The sequence below is a fragment of the Mesorhizobium sp. M7A.F.Ca.CA.002.05.1.1 genome (genome assembly GCF_003998335.1).
In the GTDB taxonomy this organism is placed as follows: Bacteria; Pseudomonadota; Alphaproteobacteria; order Rhizobiales; family Rhizobiaceae; genus Mesorhizobium.
In genome coordinates, this window is the sequence record NZ_RZQI01000404.1 from 1 (window position 1) to 5,177 (window position 5,177).

The 5,177-nt window shown below is 64.2% G+C and carries 7 protein-coding genes; 1 reads left to right on the forward strand and 6 read right to left on the reverse strand.

Annotated elements, in window-relative coordinates:
* The 3 genes from EN939_RS19950 to def all read right to left on the reverse strand — a co-directional run.
* On the reverse strand, positions 1-330 hold a 330-nt coding region (locus tag EN939_RS19950; protein WP_164751095.1), incomplete at its 3' end, for a GNAT family N-acetyltransferase.
* Positions 327-1,286, reverse strand: a complete 960-nt coding sequence (gene fmt, locus EN939_RS19955; RefSeq protein ID WP_127269358.1) for a methionyl-tRNA formyltransferase — start codon at positions 1,284-1,286, stop codon at positions 327-329. The genes EN939_RS19950 and fmt, both read right to left, overlap by 4 nt.
* 4 nt (positions 1,287-1,290) lie before the next feature.
* Positions 1,291-1,821 (reverse strand): peptide deformylase, encoded by a 531-nt coding sequence (gene def / locus EN939_RS19960; protein ID WP_127269359.1) that lies wholly within the window; start codon positions 1,819-1,821, stop codon positions 1,291-1,293.
* 103 nt (positions 1,822-1,924) lie between these two features.
* Here def and EN939_RS19965 point away from each other — a divergent pair, with 103 nt between their 5' ends.
* Complete coding sequence (locus EN939_RS19965; RefSeq protein ID WP_127269360.1) at positions 1,925-3,196, forward strand: DNA recombination protein RmuC; 1,272 nt, start codon at positions 1,925-1,927, stop codon at positions 3,194-3,196.
* Between the two features lie 20 nt (positions 3,197-3,216).
* Here the strand turns inward: EN939_RS19965 and EN939_RS19970 are convergent, their stop codons facing one another.
* The 3 genes from EN939_RS19970 to EN939_RS19980 form a co-directional block, all read right to left on the reverse strand.
* A complete protein-coding gene (locus EN939_RS19970; RefSeq protein WP_127269361.1) occupies positions 3,217-3,621 on the reverse strand; it encodes a GFA family protein in 405 nt (134 codons plus the stop codon).
* 61 nt (positions 3,622-3,682) lie between these two features.
* Positions 3,683-4,648 carry a cation diffusion facilitator family transporter gene (locus EN939_RS19975; protein WP_127269362.1) on the reverse strand — a complete coding sequence of 322 codons (966 nt, stop codon included), beginning with the start codon at positions 4,646-4,648 and terminating at the stop codon, positions 3,683-3,685.
* A gap of 127 nt (positions 4,649-4,775) precedes the next feature.
* Positions 4,776-5,177 (reverse strand): transglutaminase-like domain-containing protein (locus tag EN939_RS19980; RefSeq protein ID WP_164751096.1); only part of this gene is annotated, 402 nt, incomplete at its 5' end.

The window sequence follows — 5,177 nt, forward strand, 5'->3', positions numbered from 1 at the left end:
GGCCAGCGTTTCGCCGGCATCCCTGAGGCGGATATGCGCCTCGCGGATCAGCGCGCCGCCGATGCCGCTGCCATGGAACGAGGGCTCCACCGCCAGCGGTGCCAGCGCCACGGCCGCGAAAGTCTTGCCGCCATTCTGGACGAACAGCCGCGAAAACAGGATGTGGCCGACCACCTGGCCGTCCTCTTCCGCCACCAGTTCGGCAACAGCGTCGCCGCCGGTCACCAGCGCGTCGACCAGACCGGCCTCCGCCTGCTGGCCGAAAGCGTGTTCCTCGACGAGGCGGATGGCCTCGCGATCCCGCGGCGTTGCCGCGCGTATCGACATCATGCTCCTGAGAATTTCAGTCCTTTTTCGATCTTGGCCCCGCGCAGGAACTCCGACGCGGCAGCGGGCTTTCCGCCCGCGCGTTGAACTTCGACCAGCCTGATCGCGCCTGCCCCGCAGGCGACCGTCAGCCGGTCATCGAGAATTCCTCCCGACTCGCCCAACTCTTCCCAAAGCGACAGGCCTTGCGACAGCGTCGAGCGAAGCAGTTTCAGCCGCTCCTGGCGGCCGCCAATTCCTATCTCCGACCACGCGCCGGGAAAGGGTGACAGGCCGCGAATATGATTGTGGACCTCACTTGCTGAGCGAGTCCAGTCCACGCGAGTCTCGGATTTATCGATTTTCTTGGCGTAGGTCACCCCATCCACAGCTTGTGTGGTGAATGTCAGGGTATTCCTTTCCAGTCGCGCCAGCGCTTCCACCATCAAGGCAGCACCGACACTCATCAACCGATCATGCAGATCGCCGGCTGTCATATCGGGTTCGATGGCGCATTTTTCAACCAGCCCGACCGGGCCGGTGTCCAGCCCCTCTTCCATGCGCATCACCATCATGCCGCTTTCCAGGTCGCCGGCCATGATGGCGCGCTGGATCGGCGCGGCACCGCGCCAGCGCGGCAGAAGCGACGCATGGCCGTTGATGCAGCCGAGCCGGGTCGCCTCGAGAACCGCCTTCGGCAGCAGCAAGCCATAGGCGACGACCACGGCGACATCGGCCTGCAAGGCACGGAAAGCGGCCTGCTCGGCCTCGCCCTTGAGCGAAACCGGCGCCCGGACTTCAATGCCCAGCCGCTCCGCCTCGCGCTGCACCGGCGATGGCGTCAACTCCAGCCCGCGCCGCCCTGCGGCGCGCGGCGGCTGGGTATAGACGGCTGATATCTCATGGCCAGCCTCGGCGATCGCGCGCAAAGTCGGCACCGAAAACTCCGGCGTACCCATGAAGATGACGCGAAGGGGCATGGCCCTATCCCGCCAGCTTGCCCGGCGCCTTGTCCCTGGCAAGCTTCTTGAATTTCTTCACCACCATGTCGCGCTTCAGCTTCGAGATGTGGTCGATGAACAGGACGCCATTGAGGTGGTCGATCTCATGCTGCAGGCAGGTGGCCATCAGGCCCTCGGCCTCCATATCCTGCAATTTGCCGTCGCGGTCGACATATTTGACCCGCACGGAGGCCGGGCGTTCGACCTCGGCGTAATAATCCGGGATCGACAGGCAGCCTTCCTCATAGACCGAGCGCGCGTCGGCGCTCTCCAGGATTTCCGGGTTGATGAAGACATGCGGCGCCGGCGTCTCGTCTTCCTTGGCCAGATCGATCACCAGCAAGCGCAGCGGCTCGCCGATCTGGATTGCCGCCAATCCGATGCCCGGCGCGTCATACATGGTCGCCAGCATGTCGTCGGCTAATTTGCGCAAAGGTGCGTCGACACGCTCCACCGGCTTGGAAACCTGGCGCAGGATGGGGTCGGGAAGGATGATGAGCGGCTTGATCGACATGGCGTTCCACCTAAGACCTCCAGAGAAAAGCGTCAACCGGTAGGCTGGAGGCTCGTTCACGTTTTGATCTGTGCCGGCAGCGCGAATCGTTTATGCTGTCCACATGAATGATTTGAGCACCATCCTTTCCGAACCTGTCGCCCGGCTTGGCGCCACAACCGTCACGCTCGGCCATGCGCTGGCCTTCGGCGCTTTGCTGTTTCTGGCCCTGTTCGTGGCGCTGGTCATTGCGCTGTGGCGGTCGGCGAAGGCGCGCGCCGTCGCGGCTGCGGAAGCCGCCGATCATGCCCGCGATGCGGAAGTGCGGATGGCCGGCATTCTGCAAAGCCAGGCCGAAATGCAGGGTCGTATGGGCGCCATCGCCGAAGTGTTCGGCGCACGGCAGGCGGAGCTGACGCAGTCGATCGGCCAGCGCCTCGACGCCATGACCGGCCGGCTCGGCCAGACCATGACCGAGCAGACCAAATCCACGCATGAGAGCCTGGCCAAATTGCAGGAGCGGCTGGCCATCATCGATGTCGCGCAGGGCAACATCCAGTCGCTCGCCGGCCAGGTCGTGCAGCTGCAGGCGATCCTCTCCAATAAGCAGACGCGCGGTGCTTTCGGCCAGTCTCGCATGGAGGCGATCGTCGCCGACGGCCTGCCGCACGGCGCCTATGAATTCCAGGCGACGCTGTCGAACGGCAGCCGTCCTGACTGCCTGGTGAAGATGCCGAACGGCGCGCCGTCGCTGGCCATCGACGCCAAGTTTCCGCTCGAGGCCTGGAATGCCATCCGCGCCGCCGATGGCGCCGACCTGCAGAAGGCCGCCTCGCAGGCCTTCCGCCGCGACATCGAGATCCATGTCCGCGATATCTCGGAAAAATACCTGATCCAGGGCGAGACGCAGGACACCGCCTTCATGTTCGTGCCGTCGGAATCAGTGTTCGCCGAGATCCACGAGAATTTCGAGGCGATCGTCCACAAGGCGCACCGCGCCCGAATCGTCATCGTCTCGCCGTCATTGCTGATGCTGTCGATCCAGGTCATCCAGGCGATCCTCAAGGATGCCCGCATGCGCGAACAGGCGCACCTGATTCAGGGCGAAGTCATCCGGCTGATGGAGGATGTCGCGCGCGTCGACGAGCGGGTGCGCAAGCTGCAGGTGCATTTCGGTCAGTCGGCCAAGGACATCGACGACATCCTGGTTTCGACGTCGAAGGTCACCAAGCGCGGCCAGAAGATCGAGGCACTGGAATTCGGCGCGCAGCCCGACGGCGATGCCGCCGCGGACGCAGCGTCACGGGCTCCCGCCGCGAAGGTCGATACTGGCGCGCGCGTTGCCGATTCGAAAACCGGGCAGCTCAGGCTGAGGGTCGTTGAAGGCGACGATTGAGGCGCGGTGCCGGACCGGCGCTACTGCTCCTCCAACGTGGTCATGCCCTGAAATTCAGGCAGCCAGTGCAGCGCCGAGCGGTGCCATTTCTGCTGTGTTGGAATCAAATCCTGGCGCTGCCGCGCGGTCCCCACGCGAATCCCATAGACCTTGGGGCCATCGCCGACAGACGTGGCGTAAAGATGCGAGCCGCAGTCAGCGCAAAAGGCCTGGGTGCGCTTGGCGCCGCTCGCCACGATCTTGATGTAGATTTTCGGCGTGCCCTTGGTGATGCGGTAGTTGCTTTCCGGCGCCGGAACCGTCAGGCGAAAAGCCGTGCCGGTCAGTTGCTGGCAATCCGTGCAGTGGCAGATCGTGGTCTTTTCCGGGTCTACCTCCGCCTCATAGGTTATCGCGCCGCAGTGGCAGCCGCCGTCGATCTTCATCTTTGTTCCTCCTGAATCCCGGTAATCTAGCGGGTCAAGGCAGCCAGGCAATGGCGCGGCGCTAGTCCAGAGCCGGATCGGATGCGGTGTCGATCAGCTTGCGCCGCTTCTCCCAGGTGCCTGTCGTCTGTGGCTTGACGAACAGCCGCGTGATCTCCGGCATTTCCTTCTTCAGCTGCGCCTCCAGGCGCTCGACGCAAGCTTCGATCTCGGGCGCCGTCAAATGGTCCTCGAACTCGATGCTCAGGCCGGCGACGATCTCTGCCGGCCCCATATGGACGGTCAGGACGCCGTTCGCCCGCTGCACCGCCGGATCCTGCTGGGCGATCGCCAGCACCTTCATTTGCACTTCGGGCGATGCCGGCTCACCGATCAGCAGGCCCTTGCTTTCGCGGGCCAGGAAGATCGCTGTCGCCCCCAGGATCAGCCCAATGCCGATAGAGGCGGCGCCGTCGAGTTCCGGCATCTCCAGAACTTCCGCCGCCAGGATGCCGACGAACGCGACGATCAGGCCGAGAAGTGCTGCACTGTCCTCGAACAGTACGGTGTAGACGCTCGGATCCTTGCTCGACTGCACCGCCCGCAGCCAGCCCTGCTTGCCCTTCTGCTGGCGGAACTCCTTCAGCGCCACCCACCACGAACTGCCTTCGAACAGGAAGGAAAGGCCAAGCACGATGTAGGTCACCTCGGCGTTGGCGACCGGCTCCGGCGCCATCATATGGATCACGCCTTCGTAGAACGACACGCCGGCGCCCAGCGCGAAGACGAGGAGCGCGACGATGAAGCTCCAGAAGTAGAGTTCGCGGCCGTGACCGAGCGGATGAGTCCGGTCGGCCGGGCGGGCGGCGCGGTGCATGCCGTAGAGCAGCAGGCCGCCATTGCCGGTATCGACCAGCGAATGCACGCCCTCCGACAGCATCGCCGAACTGCCGGTGAAGGCGGCGGCGGCGAACTTGGTCAGCGCGATGGCGAAATTGCCGGCGAGCGCCGCGTAGATCACCTTTTTTGAGCCGCCGTGCCCGGCCATGGCATTTGTTCCCATTCAAGGCGCAGTCTAGCGGCCAGGCCGCTAAAGCTCCACAGGCATCACACCGCGCGAATGTCGGGTCGTCCAAGCCAGCGGTCATGAGAGATCGGCCTATGGAAAACGGCGACTACTCGACGATCTCGCTGGTCCACACCTTGAAGCCGGCAAGCGTTCCCGGGCCGAATATATGGGTCAGCGGCACGTCGGCGGCGTCGCGGCCGGAGGCGATCAGGATGCGGCCGATGCGCGGTGCATTGTTGCGCGGGTCGAAGACATGCCAGCGGCCGCCGAGATAGACTTCCATCCAGGCGCAGAAATCCATGCTCGCCCATGGTTTCGGCATACCGATGTCGCTGATGTAGCCGGTGCAGTAGCGCGTTGGGATGTTGAGCGCCCGGCAGAAGGTGACGGCGAGATGCGCGTAGTCTCGGCACACGCCGCTCTGTTCGCGATACGCTTCCGCGGCGGTGCGTGTCGGCCGAGCATTGCCGTAGTTGAAGACGATGTGGTTGTGGACGAAGTCGCAGAC